Origin of the sequence: Desulfovibrio sp. ZJ369, assembly GCF_011039085.1 — a bacterium.
Lineage (GTDB): Bacteria > Desulfobacterota > Desulfovibrionia > Desulfovibrionales > Desulfovibrionaceae > Desulfovibrio.
The window spans coordinates 18,507-35,172 of sequence record NZ_JAAKEI010000031.1; the positions used below are offsets into that span (position 1 = coordinate 18,507).

Genomic DNA, 16,666 nt, shown 5'->3' on the forward strand with positions numbered 1-16,666 from the left:
CCGGCGCTTAAGCAGCGGGACAGCGGGACACCTGCTTCTTACAGGATAAGGAAGTTTCATTATGTCCACACTCGTCCTGCATATGGATAAATTCAAGAAAGACGCCATTCGCGGCATTCAGTCGCACAATCGCCGCGAGCGCGAGAGCCATTCCAACCCCGACATTGATTACAGCCGGAGCGCGGGAAATTACGATCTGCATGAATCCGCTTCAGACAACTACGCGCAGGCTATCCAGAATCGCATTGACGATCTGCTTATGGTCAAGGCTGTACGCAAGGACGCCGTGCACATGTGCGGCCTTGTGGTCAGCTCCGACAAGGCATTTTTTGACACACTCACTGTCGAGGAAACCAGGCGTTTTTTCGAGGAGAGCGCGGCCTTTCTGACCGACTTTGTGGGCAGGGAAAACGTCATCTCGGCAATGGTTCATACTGACGAAAAAACGCCGCACATGCACTTCCTTCATGTGCCGGTGACGCCGGACGGGCGGCTCAGCGCCAACAGCATCTATACCCGCGCCAGTCTGAAAAAGCTGCAAGCCGACTTGCCCATCTATCTGCAAAGCCGTGGCTTCGGCATCCAGCGCGGCGTCGAACAGAAGCCGGGTTCAGCCAAAAAGCATCTGGATACGCGGGAGTTCAAGCAGCAGCGGGAGGCCCTGAACAGACTGATTCAAGAATCTGAAGAGATGGCCCAACGTTTCCAGAAAACTATCGACGAATTGGAGCAGCGTGAAGAAGAGCTGAAAAAGAGCATTGCAGAGCATGAGCAACAGGCCGAAGAAGCGGAAAAAATTCTTCAGGAGGAGTTCTCGCTCCCGAAGGCTACCGTTTTCAACTACCAATCTGTCCTGCAAAAAGCGTCCGCTCTCATTACCGAACAGAAAAAGGCGCTTGCCGTCAAACACATCACCCAAATGCGGATGGAAAATCTGCAACGGGAAGCGGAAGCGTTACGCCAAAAACAGACGCGGCTTGAAGGGGAATACGCGGCCCACAGAAAGCAAAGCCATGAGGAAAAAGAATCGCTGGAGTCCCAATTGGAAAAAGCGGACGCGATCATGGCGGGGTTTCTGGAATTTTTGCGTTTGCCGGAAATCCGGCCCCTGCATCTCGACTTCCTGAATCGCAAGCGGGCCGAGCTGCTCCAACGCCAGAGCGAGCGTCAGGAAGCGGAGGCCCGCCAGCAGTCCGAGCGTGAACGGCACATCCAGCAGGAGCTGGAAGCCGTGCCGCAACGCCATCGCTCAAGGATGCGCTGACCATCCGCCGGAAATCTCGGCTCAGCCATGAGCCATAGCACATTATGCTTTCTGCGAAAGCAAATGTGCAAGCGTGCCGCTTGACCGCCAAAGGCAAAAAACAAGATCGGGGGACACTCCCCGTCAATCACAGGAGAAAAAAGCATGAGCATCACAGCCAGCCAACTGAAGGAAATCCGACAGGAGTTTGCCCACCTCAAGCCCGCCGTTGTCACGCTGGACGGAAACCGCGCCATGACCGTGAAGCAGGCCATCTTCGCTCTCGCCCCGACGCTGGAGCGGATGAAAAAGCGCGGCTTTGACACCCAGGAACTTGTCGAAAAGCTGCGCGAGAAGGGGATCGAGGTGAAGGCCCAAACCCTGACCAAGTATCTGACCGAGGCCCGACGGCTGAAAGAATCCGGAAAGGCCAAAAGGCAAGACACGCCCCCGCCCGCCTCAACCACGGCGAAGGCCCCAGCCATACCCCCCAGCCCCGCACAGAACAATGACAGGCCCAGGCCGCTTTGGGGGCCGAACCTTCCCCCCGATCATCTGAAAGACCATCGGTGAGATCAACTGTGAACCGACGCAAAAGGACAACCCTATGGAACAGACCTACGGCTACATCCGCGTATCCAGCGTGGATCAGAATGAAACCCGGCAGCGTATCGCCCTGGAGCAGCAGGCCATACCGCCCGACCGCATCTTCATGGAAGATGTCGGGCAAGGACTTTCAGCGGCCGCAATACCAAGCCATGCTCAAAAAGCTCAGGCCCGGCGAGCTGCTCTGCATCACCAGCATCGATCGACTGGGCAGAAATTATGAGGAGATTCTGGAGCAGTGGCGCGTACTGACCAGGGAAAAGCGCGTGGATATTCTTGTGCTGGACATGCCCCTGCTCGACACCCGGCGCGACAAGAACCTGCTCGGCACGTTCATTGCCGATCTTGTCTTGCAGGTGCTTTCCTTTGTGGCTCAGAACGAACGCGAAAACATCCGCAAACGGCAGGCGGAAGGGATAGCTGCCGCCAAATTGCGCGGAGTCCGCTTTGGCCGTGAAGCAAGCCATTGCCCGGCAACTTTCTGGAAAATTGTGCGCTTTGGCAGGCGGGCCGTGTCTCCGAGCTGGAGGCCGCCCGCAGATGCCGGATGCCCCAAAGCTCCTTGAGAGTATTAACAATATGATGTAAATGTGTTGAGGGTAGTAACCAGCTGATGTTCACAGCCCCAACAGGTCAGCTTTTATGCGGGTTTCCTGCCCACAAAACATTCGTTGGTTACTACTCTCCATCTTTTTGTCTCAATTCCTCCCAATCTTGCCGTGAGCAGGCTGATAGAACAAGGACAACAACACATCAGTCCTGTTCAAACTCTGCAATAGTGAAGTTCAACTGCCTGCTGTTTTCCTTGACTGTTCTCTGAATGCTGGAATCAAAACCTGACGGGCAATCGGTAACAGCCTCTATTTCGAGAGTAATTCTGACGCTGGTTCCCGTATATTCATACAGGTGCTGGATGACTTCATCAAAAATGGCCTGACTGTCCATCTTGCCTATCATGGGGTCGATATTCACATTTCCCATAAAGCGGCGAAGCACTTTTGTTGAAACAGTCGTTCCCGACGTGCCGGCTGAAGCAGTTGATCCGCTTCCGGCAGTGGCATTGCCTCCCATCTGTTCGGGCTGTTCTGGCGAAGAGGGCTTCCGGGTGTCGGTAAGCAGGAGCGACGCTTCATATTCCTTTGCTTTTTCAGGAGAAATCAGCAAAACGGACGAATCCAGAATGACCAGGCCCGCCTTGCCGAAGGAAAAGCCAAGAAATTTTTCTCCTTCCATTCCCTGTGCCATGGCGAAAAAGTCATGTGAAGGCAGTCCGTCGGTCACGGTCTGCGTGAACACGCTCCTGCTGCGCAGACGAGGCAGATACAGATAACGGCAGGTCGCCTGCCATACGTCCAGGGCCTTTCTGTACGGTTCGCCGTTATTCCAGAACCATTGTTCCAGAGCGCGCTTGAGATGAACGGGCGCCCAGCGTTCGATGACCATTTCGTTTTCACGAAGCTGCCGTTCGATCTCGGACATGAGGTTTGCCGTTCCACCGGGGATGGTGAGTTTCTCCCATACGGTCCCGGCAAGGTTCCTCTCTCCGCAATAGGGAACAAGGAGCCATCGGAACGCCTCCTCAACGGAGCGGGCTGCAATCTGCCTGGCTTTCTCCGTTGCCGTGCGGGCATTCTTGATCTGGAGCGTATCCAGCACCAGCTTGTCTTCCAGACTGTCGGAAATGATGGACTGCCAGGCAAGGTATGACTTGATCTGATCAACGAGCCGGGAGATGTTATCATGCTCCGGCGCAAGAAAGACCAGGCGGTTTCTGTTCTGGCGGGGCACATCGCCACGCTTTTCCAGTATGTCCTGAGCGGCGGGGATCGCTCCGTTGTCCAGTGTTTTGCTGTAGGCTTTCAGCGGCGGGAGGACCACGAGGCGAAGCTGTTCGTCATCGGGGATATCGCTGCCGGAGGTAAAGACGTGCACACCGGAAAACATACCCGTCTTGAGGGCCTGACGCAGACGCTCCTTCATGAACGGCAGGGTATGTTCCATCCCGTATCTGGCCTTGCGGTCTTCCATTTCCCTGCGCAGATTGGGACGCACATTGAACCAGAACTTGTCGTTTTCCACATTCAGGTAATACAGCTTGTCCTGAAGGCGTTGCAGGGAATCCCGGAAAACGGCCAGCGCAGAGGAGGGAAGAGCCGCTCCAAGGAGGATGCGCTTTTCGTCGATGCCACGGTATACATTGCTGCCGCCGAGGTTGCCTGCCGGAGCGGATCCCAGAAAGATGGTACGCGCCACCCGGCGGCAGGACTGAATATTGCCGAAGCGCGGCATGCTCATATCCAACTGGGCAGGCTGCGCGTTTTCTCCGTCGATATCCTTATCCACCACGGGATCCCAGCCCTGCGGGAGGTAATAGATGATGTCGGCCCGTGTTCCTCCATCGTAGAGGGGCAGACTGCCGGGCATGATGAGCGGATCGGTGCTGTTGTCCTTCCACAGGCGATGGATGACTTTGGCCATGAACTTCAGCACGCCCCGCGTCCTCTGGAAATTATCCAGAGAAGACCAGTCTTCATACAGGCGGTCAAACACTTCCGGGTGTATGGGATAGGCGGATTTCAGCCGTGTGAGGTAGTGACTTTCCTGCGTTTCCTGAGGGAAGCCGGAGGCATTTTCAATATAGAAGTCGGCAAAGGCCCGGCATACGTCATCGGCGCTTTTTCTGTCGCTCACCTGAGCAAAGAGCCTGCGCCGCACGACCTCGAAGGCTTCTTCCGCTCCAACGGGCTTCCAGAGAGCCTGAATGCGTCCGAAGGTATGCGACAGCGTTTCCAGCGCGCGTTGACCGTTCATATCTCCGGCCTCTGTCATGGATTCCGGCAGAGAAGCCAGAAGCACGGCATTGGGAACGCCCTTTATGGCTTCCGTCAGTGCCTGCATAAAGCTCAGGTTGGAAGAGAAGGTGCCGCCGGTCAGGGGCGTTTCGGAGAACTGCCGGATATAGGCCACCAGTTCGTCCATAAGAACGATGCACGGCGCGGCTTTCTGCAGCAGCTTTTCCAGAACATCCTTTCCCGGCGAGGTTCCGGCCCTGTCCGAATCGGCCACCAGGGCATAGCCTCCCGCTCCGCCGAGCTGCCAGGCAAGTTTGCCCCAGAGGGTGCGGATAGTCAGTTCTCCATGAGCAAGCGGCTGGTTGGGGGACATGCCTATGCCGTCAATAACGGCAATGCGGGCACGCGGCAGTTCCGTGAGGCCGGCATCATCCAGAAGGGCGGGAACCCCCGGCATATCGCTGGGCGGGCATGTGGCCGTGGCCAGATGATAGACGGCCAGCAGCGTATGAGTCTTGCCGCCGCCGAAGGCCGTCTGCAACTGAATGACGGGATCGCCGCCTTTGCCGGAAAGACGCTCCAGAACGGAATGGAGCAGGTGCTTCATGCCTTCGGTGATGAAGGTACGCTGAAAGAACAGCGCGGGATTCTGATACTCTTCCGTTGCCGTTCCGGCATGAACGCGGGAGATATCGGCAGCAAATTCCGACTGCTGAAACGTGCCGCGAAGGACATCGGCATGGGGAGTGACAAGTTCACGCCAGGGCTTTAATTGCATGGCAATACCTCAGCTTTCCACGAACAATCGCGAAGAGATTGAGAATCAACAACGCGAACGGCAAAGCCCATAGAGCCGAAACGTTGTTTTAACTTTTGCAGTATATCAGACATGATACTTTTCTTAATTCCTGATGCTATATTTTCAAGTTCAATAAATAGAGTCAATTTTACGGAAGCATCAGATTTTTCTGAAAATACTGCACTATAGTATGGTTTCAATCCCTGGTTATTGCTGATTTTTGCAATGGAAATGCCGCAAATAGTATCACGAAATTGCCATCCGACTTCATCAATAAAATTTGATAAATTTTCTCCGGCACCCTTAAATGGTTTTTCTGTATATCGTTTTACCTCAAGAATCATTGTTTTTCCACCATTACAACACAGAAAATCAGCAGCACGAGTATGTTGTAACGGCATCATTTTATTTTTATAAAAATTTGAATTTTCATATCGCAGGATATGCCATGCGTCAGGAAAGGAAAATTTGATACCACGCTCTGTTTCTTCATGCATGCTACATTTCTCCATCAGCTTGCAAATAGCGATCAGCCTGCTCAATACTGGCATCCAGAGCGGCGATCTCACCAATGTCATTGGAAGACTTGCCATGCCTGACTTCAACGCCGTTGTCGGTAAGCTGCAAGCCGAAGTAACGGGCTTCGGAGAGCTTTTTCTCTTCCTGAAAAATTTCCAGCTCCCGCAGGAGGAAAAGGCTGTGCGTAGCGATGGTGACCTGCATGACCTTGCTGAGTTCCACCAGAATTTGCGCGAGCTTCACTAAAAGCCTGGGGTTCAGATTGGCTTCCGGCTCATCCCAGAACAGAGAAGACTTGTTGCGCAATTCCCCGTTCAATATCAGATAGGCCAGCATGCCGAGCTTGCGATGGCCCTCTGCTGCCAGCGGAGCTTCAAACTGCCCGGCGGTACTTTTGGGAAGAAAATAAAACCTGTTGCCTCTTTTTACCACCGAGGCATGCAGCACTTTTTCCAGCGATTCAACAAGCTTCGCTGTGTCTACAGGCCGCTTTCCTTTCAAAGGCGGGGGGTTCAAGGCTTTGGCCAGGGCGAGATACGTTCCATCGAAGGCAAGTTCTCTTTTTTCCAGAGCGCCCTGAAAGCCCTCAAATACGGAGAGTATTTCCTTGGGAGGAATAAACAGCGTAGAAGAACGCAGAGATTCATATTGAGGCGATGACCACAAATCCACCTTTTCGCTTTTCCTCGTGGAAAAATAAAAGCCAAGCTTGCCGTTACGGCCCCATTCTGCGCCAACGGAGGAGCCCGCACTTCCCTGAACACGAGAAGCGAGCCTGCCCAGACTTTCAGGGCGGAAAATATCCACAAGATTCCTGGCGAACTCGCGTTCCGCCACTTCTTTGGCAGGGGCTTTGTCACCAAACGATTCCAGCGTTTTTAAAATGGCATAGCCCAGTTTCAGCAGGTGGCTTTTGCCGGTCCCGTTTTCCCCTATGATGACATTAAGGCCGGGAGAAAACTGAAGTTCGGCATCTGGGAAAACCGTAAAATTTTTAATATGCAACGTCTTGAGCATATTTTCTCCTAGAGCAGAGAAGTCTGCTCCTGTTGTTTCACAGGAATCTGTATCGAGGCCTGTTCAATATTGGGCCAGGCGACGACCAGTTCATTATAGGCGCGGGCATCTTCGGCCCAGCCCTTGCGCTCGCAGAGCGTGTACAGCCGATAGGCAAGGGAGCGGATGGCTCCGCTCTGCATTCCGCACCGGGCAAGCAGGTCGCCTGTCGGGCCTTCTCCATGCAGGTTCAGGCTGCGGATAAGCTGATGCAGCGATTCCCATACCGGTTTTCTGCCGTCGCGCAGCGGATCCCAGCCTTCCGGCATATCCTGCCAGCGCAAGAGGCGCACTTCACCTCCGCCGGAGGCCACAACCCCGGCAGCGGCAAGGCCTGATGCACTGGTGCCCTTGGCTCTGGCAAGAACATCGGCCTCGCCGAACCTGCCTGCCGCCCAGCCGTTGCTTTCAAACCAGCTCAGGCAGAACATGGTATCGTTGTCAAAGTCGTCTTCCCCGCCGAAAAAGCGGTTGATGACGCGCAGGGCATTTTTCACGCTCATGGGGGAGCCGTCGGCCTCCAGCACGGCCTTGTATTTGCTGAATACCGCCATGCCGGGGCCGATGATGGCCTGGGAAAGGTCCACAGGGGCCACGGGCGAGTTCACGCCGCCGCGCGTCATTGCATCAAAGGCCGCAGGCAGCACGTCGTTCAGTTCCCGCAGAAATTCCCTGCGGCTGATGCTGGGCGCATTCTCCGGGCGTTTGCGGCAGACAAGGACAATGGAAGACGCAAGGGCATTAACCGTCTTTTTCAGGTTGCCGATAAGTTCTGTCCGCATGGGCCATGTGCCGCAGATGGTAAAACCGGCGTTCAGAACCGCTTCCAGAAAGGTTTCCCAACCGGTATTGGAGGTGCCTACATTTTCCTGTGTTTCCGACTGCTTGAAGGCATAGTAAATGGTGACCGGGAAGGCCGGATGGGATTGATTGGACAAATTGCGGATTGCCTCCGTCATACCCTGCAAAAAGAAGGTTTCCGCGGCTTCCTTACCGCCATGACGATAGGGAGCTGCCACCAGTTCTTCTGCCTTGGGTACAGACATGGTACTGTAGAGGGCGGGAAAAATGGGGCGAAGGGTACGACGCAGCCAGACATAGAAAAAGTCAGACAAGTCGGCATAGCCGATATTATCATAATAGGGAGGATCCGTAGATACAATTTTATTGGATGAAATATTTTGTCTTTGGGCATCATTTTGCAATGCTATGCCAAAATTTATAGAAGGTACTGTATGTAGTAATTTAACACATTGATTGATACCGCCGTCAAAGTTACCGCTTGAGTCACTAAAAGGATTTGCTTCTGTAAAATCCCACACCATAGGAATGGCTTGCCGTCCAAAAGTAGAAATCATTTTTTGTGTGCTTGTACTCCAAGCGCACAAACTTGACCAATAGTTAGCCCCTTTATCCACAGTAAAGGCCAAATACACCCCCACAGCCTCAGCATAGGCCTGCGCGCCTGTGCCGCCGGCTTCAAGGCCCTGTCCGTCGTCCGACATGCCGGACGAGCGCGCATCGTTGCGGCATTTGGCTATGGCCTCCTGCACCAGATCGGAAAACGTGGTCAGCGCCACAAGCTGGCGCGGCGTGAAAAGGTCGCCGTAGGTGGTTAAGCCGTATAGCGGCGGAGAAAACCAACGAGGATTATCAGGCATGGACGCGGAAGGCCTCCATGTCGGTCTTGCCTGTCTGGCAAGTTCTTCGTGTTCCGGCAGAGGAGAAAGATAGACCCGCCCTCTCGCGCCTTCGGCCACGATGGCCATAAGCCTGGCCCCCATGTTGCCGGCCAGCCCCTGCTCTTTTACATACGCGGCCGCAACAGGAGAACCGGAAACAAGGCAGCGGAAGTTCGCGCCTCTGGAACTTGCTTTTGTTCCGTTTTTGGCCTCTTCCGGCGGTTTGCCCAAGCGGACGGTAAAGCGGCAGCTGTCGCCTTCCACCACAGGCTGCACCCAGGCTTCCCTGCCTGCCTTGCCGGACAGCACAAAGGTGGAAGCCAGCGGCACATCCACATGCGCAAAAGCGGGATTGGGGCTCTTGACGGTACGCGCCCATATCCAGGCAATGACGGTCAGTTTCTGGCCGGCATATTCCTGCAGATCGGGGCGTTCGGCCGCCATTTCTTCCGTGATTTCCACCCGCGGGTACAAATGACCGATGCGCTTCTGCGCCTCCTCCCGCATCCAGCAGCCATAACGGCGCACATCTTCGGCCAGCCCCTGCGCCCCTTTCCACTCGCTCAGAGGCAGCGCATCCTTTGTGGACCGGGGAATGGGGCCGACAGGAGCACGTCCGGCAAATTTGGGCGGGATTTCGATCATGGCCCTGTTGATGGTGACCGCCACAGGATTGAGGTCAGAAGCCCATGCCTCCAGCCCGAGACGCTGCGCCTCCAGCGGCAGGGCTCCGCCTCCGGCAAAGGGGTCGTGAAAGGCGGGGAGCCTGTCGGGATTGAACAGCTCGGCAGCCTGCGGATGGTCCTTGTTGAGCCGGCACGTTTCCCGCCAGGATTTGCGAATCTCCTCGCGCGCACGCTCCAGAACCTCTTCGTTGGTGGTGTTTTCCCACTTCACCAGGTCTTCAATGATCCTGAACAGACGTTCCCTTTCTCTGGCGGCGGCTTCCCTGTTCATGCCCCGCTGGTACTGACGCTCATACCCCGGATCGTTGACCATCTGGGCAAAAAGAACAGCCCTCGCCGCGGCCAGCGGACGACGCGCCCACCACAGATGCAGCGTGCTGGGATGGCCGTGCCGTATGGACTTTTCACGCGCTGCCGCGGCATTGATGGCGTCCAGCGGCAAGGCTGCCTCAATGAGTTTCTTCGGGGTCTTGACGGTGGGCATGGGTTATCCCTGAAAAGAAATAGAACGAAGATAGTCTTCTGCGTATTTACCTAAACGGCAACGAATAGTTGTAAAATATGCTGGCCATTTTTTCTGAAAAAAGTAACGGGCGAGTTTTGCAAAAACTTCATTCGCTCTTTTTCCTTTATTTTTGTTTACTATTCCATTACATGACGCAAACATATTGTTCCAGTCAAGATGCCAGTTTTTACCAGTAGAGGAATTGCTTTTCTATGGCATCCAGAATTGAACTTTTCCCCTGGCCGTTCCTGGCGACGAACACGGTAAGATCTTTTTCAAATGTTGCTTTTATCTCTTTGAAACAACGGAAATTCTTTATTTCCAAGGATTGAATGTTCATCGCTCATATCCCGAGGAGGTCTTTGATGTTGTAATTCACGCTGGCCACGCCCATTTCCGGTTCCTGCGCAAAGGGCTGATGCACATAATGCGGGCCGTCCACACTGTCGCCATCCACAAACACTATTGCCAGCCAGAATTTATCCTTCTGGTTCAGGGCGGCACAGATTTCATTGTGGCTCAGCGTGATGGTGGTCTGCCCGGCGGCGCGGCCCTTGACTTCTATGTGTCTGTCTTCCGGCATGGCATCCCCGCCCTTTCCGGGGGGGATACTTGTAATGTCCCAGCCGCAGTTCAGGGCGGAGACATCAACACAGGTGTAGCCCTGCGCCTGTTCTGCCTGAAGGACAGCCTTCATGGCAAGCGTTTCTATGTGCTTTCGCGCGGCGGCATCAGCAGAAAACACTTCCGCGGCTGTGCCTGTCCTGCGCGCTTCCAGCAGACCGGCGGGAATGACAAGCGCCCCGCCCACAACAACAGGGGAAGTTGAGACGACATGCTTCATGGCATCAAGCTCCGCTTCTCTCAGAGTACGCCTGCCCCGCAGGTCTTCAAGGATTTTGCGGGTCCTTTCAATCTGCAACCGTCTCTCCTGCCCCTGTTTTGCCATTTCCTGATATTTCAACAGGAGATCCTGCTGGTAGCTGGCCTCCTTGGCCAGACGCACGCGCACAGCGTCGCGGATTTTGTCTGCCTGGGCTGTTCTGCGCTGGCTTACTTCTTTAAAATGCTGCGGGGCCATGTGCTCGGAAGCATAGCTCACGGCGCGTTTTTCCAGATCGTGATTGAGCCATGAGGAAGTCAGAATATCGTTTATGAGCGGCCGATCGGCTTCAGGGAACGGCTCATAGGACAGGTAAGGCGCCCAGCCGGGATTTTTTTCCTCTCCTGTCTGCAACAGCTCCACGAACTGGATATGTTGAGAAACAATGTTGTTCTGATTTTTCTCTTCCCGTATGGCATGACTGAGAAAAAGAAGGATTCTGGGCGTCTGCCCGTTGTCCGCGGGGTCAAGGAAGATGGTTCCCTGCTTGAGGCGGGCGCGTCCTTTTTCCAGCACGATATCCAGTACCGCCTTCATGAGAGGATGGCCGGGATGCATGAGCTCCGCCATGGTGGCCGATACTCTGAAGGGAAGCTGTACCTGCTCCTTTTCAAAGCAGATGCGCTGATAACGCTGAAGAATACGGCTGTTTTTCTGACGCAGGGCATCACCTCCGGAACGAATCAGCTCCGGCACATAGGTAATTTCATATCGACGCTCTTCTCTTTGATGTATCGTTCCCTTGAGATGCTGGAAGGCTTCAAGGAAAAATGAACGCATATAGTGAGGCTGCAACTTCCTCGCTTCGGCTCTGTCCATTTCCTCCTTGACGGCAAAAAGCCGGTCAGGCGTCATCATTTCCTTGCAAAGCGCGTTTCTGTTCAGAATGGCGCGCAGTCGCTCCGTATCCAGAGCGCCTTCCACACGCTTGCGGAGATGATCCATCTTTTCAGGCTGCTCACCATAACGGATAGCTTCGATGAGCATATCTTTCAGGCTTTTTTCCTCAAAGACTTCTCCGAGGATGTCAAAGACGCGTCCGCCAAGAGTCTCCTTTTCCACTTCGAGTTTTGCAAAGAGTGTCTCGAAGACTTTGCCTTCCTGCGTTCCGCTGGCGATGAGGTTCCACAGATGGCATGGCTGCTGCTGGCCGATGCGGTGGATACGCCCGAAACGCTGCTCCAGCCGGTTGGGATTCCATGGCAGATCATAGTTCACCATGAGATTGGCGTTCTGAAGGTTGACGCCCTCCCCCGCGGCATCCGTTGCCACCAGAACCTTTACAGCCTTATCATTACGGAACAAATCCTGCACATGGCGGCGCTCTTCCCGGTTCACCCCGCCATGTATGGTGACGACAGCTTCCTCTTTGCCCAGAACATCGCGTATCTTATCCGCAAGATAGAGCAGCGTATCCCTGTATTCCGTAAATACGATGAGCTTGCGCTGGAAACCTTCGCTGTCGCGCATGAGTTCGTTGTGCTGCAGCACATGGGAAAGCTCATCCCATTTTCTGTCCTTGTTGGAGTTGACAACGCCCTTTGCCTGATCTTCCAGAGCTTTCAGAACTTCGATTTCCGCCTGCAACTCATGTCGCGTCTGTGAGGCCGTTGCCTGATCCGCCAGCTTTTCTTCCGCCTGCTCGAATTCTGCGGCATCAAGCGATTCTTCCATCTCCCAGGCATCTTCCGGAAACTCGGGACTGTTCCAGAACATCATTGATTCGTGTTGCTGTATCAGTTCCTCCAGCCGTTTTTCCAGTCTTTTTCTGCGGCGGCACAGGGTCTGGTAGATAGCTTTGGGGCTGGAAGCAAGACGCCGCTGCAAACCGGTAAGAGCAAAACCAACCCGCCCACGATGACTGCCCTGCAGGCGATCGGCTTTTCCCATTTCCTCTTTCACATAACGGGTGACCGCCTTGTAAAGTGCATCCTCCTGCTCCGACAGATGATAACTCAACGAATAGGCGTAGCGTTTGGGAAAGAGCGGCGTACCGTCGAATTTAACAAGATCTTCCTTGACCATGCGTCGCATGATGTCGCTGACATCCACTTTCGCGGTCTTGCCTTCCCGGAATTTTCCATAAAAGCGTTCCGTATCCAGAAGAGAGAGGAAGAGCTGAAAGTCCTCCTCCTTGCCGTTGTGGGGCGTTGCCGTCATGAGCAGAAGATGGCGCGTGCGTTTGCCCAGCATCTTCCCCAGCTTGAAGCGATGTGTCTCATTGACCTTGCTGCCGGAGAAAGATGCCGACATCTTGTGGGCTTCATCCACAATGACCAGATCCCAGGAGGACAGCTCAAGTTTCTCTTGCAAATCCTCTGCCCTGGCAAGCTGGTCAAGCCTGGCGATGAGCAGATCGTGATCGTCAAAAGGATTGCCGCTGTGGGAAAGGTTCAGCATACTGCGGTCGAAAAGGTCGAACTGAAGGCCGAACTTCGACGACATTTCATCATACCACTGTTCGCTCAGGCTGCCGGGGGAAATGATGAGTATGCGCCTGGCATCGGCCCGCATGATAAGTTCACGGATGAGCAGGCCCGCCATGATGGTTTTACCAGAGCCCGGGTCATCGGCAAGAACGAACCGCAGAGGCTGCCGGGGAAGCATGGACTCATAGACCGCCGTGATCTGATGGGGGAGAGGCTGAACATTGGAAGCGTGTATCGCCATCATCGGATCGAAGAGGTAGGCAAGGCTGATGCGGTAGGCTTCTGCCGCACGCTTGAAATCTTGTGCGGAAACCTCGAAGCTCCAGGGGCGTTCCGACTTTGCAATAGAGAGACTCGCTTCGTCTTCCCGCGTCAGCAGGCGCTCCCGCAAGCTGCCATCATCGTTTTTATAAAAAAGCGTGGCGGCGTTTGCGCTGACAATCTGCAGCATGATGACTTCACTGCATTTTCCCTGCTCAACTCCCGCCAGAATCTGCCCGGTTGCAATATCTTCAAAGCGCAACATGACATTCCCCTTTTTCGCACCACCGCTGGAGGAAGGATACAGAAAAACATGATAAAAAGCGAGATAATCGTTTATTTGCCCTGGGTTTCGACGTAATCTGCCAGTACCCCTTGAAAAGGAAGGGAACTCCGTTTTGATGGAAACGCAAATAACCCATCAACCGGGCAATCTGCCCACGGAGTTCCCATGCAAGGTTTCAACCAAAGCGTCATCAGGCACAAGACCGGACTTCTCAATCTCCAGAGCGGACGCACCTAACTATTCAGTGCAATAATTTTGCCATGTTATCATAAACTTATTGCTACCTGCCGCGCCTTGCCAGGTACAGTGTTCTGGAAGATGCCATTCGGCAAGGCGTGCAAAACTCGGATGAGTATTTCGCCTATGCCGCCGCTGTGACGGAAAACCGCTTTGTCGATCTGCACTACTCCCGCGAGCCTGCCCAGATAGACCGCAACGGCTTTCTGGTGCGCGCCAACGCGGCGCGCACGCAACTGCAAGAACACGCGCGGCAACCTGGTGAACCCGTCACTACTGCGTAAACCGGTACAGGCGCGGACAAGCCGGAAACGCCAGCTTCCATGCTCCAGAAAGGCAACGCGCCCTTTGCGGCACAGACGGGAATCCCGACAGACACGCCCCCGCCCCACTCTGCCACACCAAAAAGTATGCGCTTTTTCCTGTCCGCCCCGCTGGACACCACCCGCGTCAACCGCGACGTGCAGCGCATCGTTGAAGAGGTCATTTCCCAGCTCACCATGGAAAACGGCGTGACGCTGAACCTCAAGCTGGAAGTGGAAGCCTTCGCGCCCAATGGCGTGCAGCAACAGACCGTGCGGGCCGTTTCAGAGAATTGCCGGACACTGAAGATTGATAATTTCGGCTTTGAGGAAGGAGAAGTTTGAGAGAGAGCTTTTCCACACGCAAAAAGTCTGGTTGTACCGTTGAGAAAAATCAAGCTGGAATCTGAGTGATCAGATTTTCAGCCTGCTTTCTATGCATCCAAAGATGAAGCGTATTATCCGCAAAACGCTGAAACAGGAATTTCTCATAAAAAGCGGCAACTCGTTCGTTTTTGGCATCCACCAGAAACAAGGCCCACGCAAGTTCATTGAGGCAAGAGCGGCGCAAGGCATCCAAAACCAGCAGACTGCCGATATGCTGGCCTTGCATACCTGATGCAACCGCCAATCTGCCAAGCCGAACAGCGGGAATATTCGGATAACGCGGCATGTTGCGTGCCATTTCCTCCGGCACGTTATCCAGAAGGACAGATGCCGCAGACAAGGTATAATAGCCGATGATTTTCTTCGGATCGGTTTCCGTCCTGGCAACTATGACCGTGGCGAAACCGCGTTTCATATCCTGGCTGGCAAGTTTTTGCAGGTATGTATCCAGAGCGGCCTCTCCACAGGCAAAACCGCTTTTCTCCATAGCAGGAGAGAGAAGACCAAAAAGCAGCTTCATGCCCGAGTCACCCTCTCGCAATACTCGCTGGTCAGGGATTTGAGAAACGGGCTTGGCTCGGATACGTTTTCTTCAGTCAGCGCCTTGGCCAACAATTCCTGGTCTCGCAGGGTCAGACGAATCAAGCTTTGCTCGGCAATGACCCGCTCCGCTTTTTCCAGGGCAGCTTCAATGAGAAAATCCGTGCGAGTCCTGCCTTGCAGAGCAGCGGCCCGGTCAATGGTATCACGAACGGCTAAGGGGATTCTGGCATCAATGCGGGACATGGATACTTCGGAATTTTGCGACATGGCAGCCTCCCAAGAAATATATACGGATTTTTCCCGTACAGGTCAAGAGTATCCCAAGTTTGAGACATTCACGCTTTCAATGAAGAGGGAAATGTCCTGCAAAAAGCCACGTTGGAGGCCCGAAAAATAGACCAGAACTCCGGTAATACTTCCGGTTTGTTGGTACGGACGTTGGTATGAAAAGTTTTGATATTTTTTTATTTCAATAAAAATAAGTAGATATATTCGTAATCCATTCTCCTTCGCAGAATCAAACTGAGTCCCGCAAGGTTCAAAAAGCCTTGCGGGACTTGGCTTTTTGGGCAATGGTATGTCCAGCGAGGTGTCGTAAAAAGCGGGGAGAACCAACAAAAATGACGGTATTTATTGCGGTATGAGCCGATACGGAGGAAACGCGGCCAGAAAAATACCGTCACCCTGCAACCCCTTGCCAGCAAAGGATTTGAGCCATGCCACTGACCGACACCATGCTCAGGAATGTGAAGTCCGACGGTACTCCGGCAAAACTGGCCGATTCTGAAGGTTTGTACCTTTACCTCTCCGCTTCCGGTGGAAAATTGTGGCGGATGGATTACCGCTATGCCGGAAAAAGAAAGACGCTCAGCTTCGGGGCGTATCCCGCCGTCTCCCTGAAAGACGCCCGCCGCAAGCGCGACAAGGCCAAGGAACTGCTTGCCAGCGACATTGATCCCGGCGCGCAAAAAAAGGCCGCCAAGGAAGAAGCCGAAGCGGCGGCGCGTGAACAGGCGCTGACCTTCGCCGTTGTCGCCCAGGAATGGTTCGCCACAAAGCAGGATTCCTACGCGGCGGCCAATATCAAGAAAAAACAATGGCTCCTTTCCCTGCTCAATGAGCGGATTGGCGAAAAGCCCATCAGCAAACTGGTGCCAGGGGATATTCTGGGCGCAATCAGGCCGATTGAAGCCGCCGGGCATTTGGTAACAGCGCACAAGCTGGCCGAAACCGCCGGGCAAATTTGCCGCTTTGCCCGCACCTGCGGGTATATCGTCTTCAATCCGGCTTAAGACATGGTTTTCATAACCAGAGCGGCCCCCATCTCATAGGCCTTTTTGCATTCCTGCGGAAATACGGTTTCATGTCTGCGTTTTTTCGCCTCGGGATCGAAATACGACCAGGGCCAGTCCAGCTTGCTATAGTCTTTGAGCTGGAGCGTATTTCCGCT

The 16,666-nt window shown here is 54.1% G+C and carries 14 protein-coding genes; 7 read left to right on the forward strand and 7 right to left on the reverse strand.

The window, feature by feature from the left end:
- Positions 1 to 61: 61 nt before the first annotated feature.
- The 4 genes from mobV to G7Y51_RS09865 all read left to right on the forward strand — a co-directional run bounded on the left by mobV (position 62) and on the right by G7Y51_RS09865 (position 2,415).
- Positions 62 to 1,264, forward strand: coding sequence for a MobV family relaxase (gene mobV / locus G7Y51_RS09855; RefSeq protein WP_165177017.1), 1,203 nt, complete (start codon positions 62 to 64; stop codon positions 1,262 to 1,264).
- A 144-nt stretch (positions 1,265 to 1,408) separates the two neighbouring features.
- Positions 1,409 to 1,816, forward strand: coding sequence for a protein MobC (locus tag G7Y51_RS09860; protein WP_241160204.1), 408 nt, complete (start codon positions 1,409 to 1,411; stop codon positions 1,814 to 1,816).
- A gap of 34 nt (positions 1,817 to 1,850) precedes the next feature.
- Positions 1,851 to 2,072 carry a hypothetical protein gene (locus G7Y51_RS13770; RefSeq protein ID WP_241160205.1) on the forward strand — a complete coding sequence of 74 codons (222 nt, stop codon included), beginning with the start codon at positions 1,851 to 1,853 and terminating at the stop codon, positions 2,070 to 2,072.
- Positions 2,002 to 2,415, forward strand: coding sequence for a recombinase family protein (locus G7Y51_RS09865; protein WP_241160206.1), 414 nt, complete (start codon positions 2,002 to 2,004; stop codon positions 2,413 to 2,415). Before G7Y51_RS13770 ends, G7Y51_RS09865 begins: the two co-directional genes overlap by 71 nt.
- A gap of 187 nt (positions 2,416 to 2,602) precedes the next feature.
- Here G7Y51_RS09865 and G7Y51_RS09870 read toward each other — a convergent pair whose 3' ends face one another.
- From G7Y51_RS09870 to G7Y51_RS09895, 5 genes are all read right to left on the reverse strand, one after another.
- Entirely contained in the window at positions 2,603 to 5,419 is a 2,817-nt protein-coding gene (locus G7Y51_RS09870; RefSeq protein ID WP_165177019.1) for a DUF499 domain-containing protein, read from the reverse strand.
- Positions 5,410 to 5,937 carry a hypothetical protein gene (locus G7Y51_RS09875; protein WP_165177021.1) on the reverse strand — a complete coding sequence of 176 codons (528 nt, stop codon included), beginning with the start codon at positions 5,935 to 5,937 and terminating at the stop codon, positions 5,410 to 5,412. The genes G7Y51_RS09870 and G7Y51_RS09875 overlap by 10 nt, the downstream gene beginning before the upstream one ends.
- Position 5,938: 1 nt before the next feature.
- The gene (locus G7Y51_RS09880; protein WP_165177023.1) at positions 5,939 to 6,976 is read right to left on the reverse strand and encodes an AAA family ATPase; all 1,038 of its coding nucleotides are present in this window, start codon (positions 6,974 to 6,976) and stop codon (positions 5,939 to 5,941) included.
- A gap of 8 nt (positions 6,977 to 6,984) precedes the next feature.
- On the reverse strand, positions 6,985 to 9,867 hold the full coding sequence (locus tag G7Y51_RS09885; RefSeq protein WP_165177025.1) for a DUF1156 domain-containing protein: 2,883 nt from the start codon (positions 9,865 to 9,867) through the stop codon (positions 6,985 to 6,987).
- Positions 9,868 to 10,231: 364 nt separating this feature from the next.
- Complete coding sequence (locus G7Y51_RS09895; RefSeq protein WP_165177029.1) at positions 10,232 to 13,726, reverse strand: helicase-related protein; 3,495 nt, start codon at positions 13,724 to 13,726, stop codon at positions 10,232 to 10,234.
- A 356-nt stretch (positions 13,727 to 14,082) separates the two neighbouring features.
- Here G7Y51_RS09895 and G7Y51_RS09900 point away from each other — a divergent pair, with 356 nt between their 5' ends.
- Both G7Y51_RS09900 and G7Y51_RS09905 read left to right on the forward strand, forming a co-directional pair.
- Positions 14,083 to 14,268 (forward strand): hypothetical protein, encoded by a 186-nt coding sequence (locus G7Y51_RS09900; protein ID WP_165177031.1) that lies wholly within the window; start codon positions 14,083 to 14,085, stop codon positions 14,266 to 14,268.
- 126 nt (positions 14,269 to 14,394) lie between these two features.
- Positions 14,395 to 14,631: a hypothetical protein gene (locus G7Y51_RS09905; protein ID WP_165177033.1), complete on the forward strand. Its 237-nt coding sequence runs from the start codon at positions 14,395 to 14,397 to the stop codon at positions 14,629 to 14,631.
- Between the two features lie 49 nt (positions 14,632 to 14,680).
- Here the strand turns inward: G7Y51_RS09905 and G7Y51_RS09910 are convergent, their stop codons facing one another.
- Both G7Y51_RS09910 and G7Y51_RS09915 read right to left on the reverse strand, forming a co-directional pair.
- Positions 14,681 to 15,193, reverse strand: a complete 513-nt coding sequence (locus G7Y51_RS09910) for a GNAT family N-acetyltransferase (protein ID WP_165177035.1) — start codon at positions 15,191 to 15,193, stop codon at positions 14,681 to 14,683.
- Positions 15,190 to 15,459: a DUF1778 domain-containing protein gene (locus tag G7Y51_RS09915; RefSeq protein ID WP_206214307.1), complete on the reverse strand. Its 270-nt coding sequence runs from the start codon at positions 15,457 to 15,459 to the stop codon at positions 15,190 to 15,192. Before G7Y51_RS09915 ends, G7Y51_RS09910 begins: the two co-directional genes overlap by 4 nt.
- Positions 15,460 to 15,932: 473 nt before the next feature.
- Here G7Y51_RS09915 and G7Y51_RS09920 point away from each other — a divergent pair, with 473 nt between their 5' ends.
- Entirely contained in the window at positions 15,933 to 16,508 is a 576-nt protein-coding gene (locus G7Y51_RS09920) for a DUF4102 domain-containing protein (RefSeq protein WP_165177039.1), read from the forward strand.
- Positions 16,509 to 16,666 lie beyond the last annotated feature (158 nt).